This window comes from Natrialba asiatica DSM 12278 (assembly GCF_000337555.1).
Classification (GTDB): domain Archaea; phylum Halobacteriota; class Halobacteria; order Halobacteriales; family Natrialbaceae; genus Natrialba; species Natrialba asiatica.
Genome location: NZ_AOIO01000047.1, coordinates 1 through 212, shown reverse-complemented (window position 1 = coordinate 212; position 212 = coordinate 1). Strand labels below are relative to the sequence as shown.

Annotated in this window: 1 pseudogene; it reads left to right on the top strand. The window is 65.1% G+C overall.

Annotation, left to right across the window (positions count from 1 at the left end):
- Positions 1-212, top strand: a pseudogene (locus C481_RS20280) (hypothetical protein); the annotation flags it as partial.

Sequence of the window (212 nt, the reverse complement as noted above, 5' to 3'; positions counted from 1 at the left end):
GACGCGCTCGACGAGTCGGATATCCTCGCGCTCAAGACGCCCGACCTCTCGCCCGACGCGTGGCTTGACGTGCTCGAGACGGCTGGCGAGGATCTGTACCTCTACGCGCACGAACCCTCGTATCGCGGCATGTCCGACAGCGAGCACACCTGGTACGCTCGCTACGACGGCGAGGGGTTCGTCTACGGGACCGAGAGCACAGGCGAGTTGTA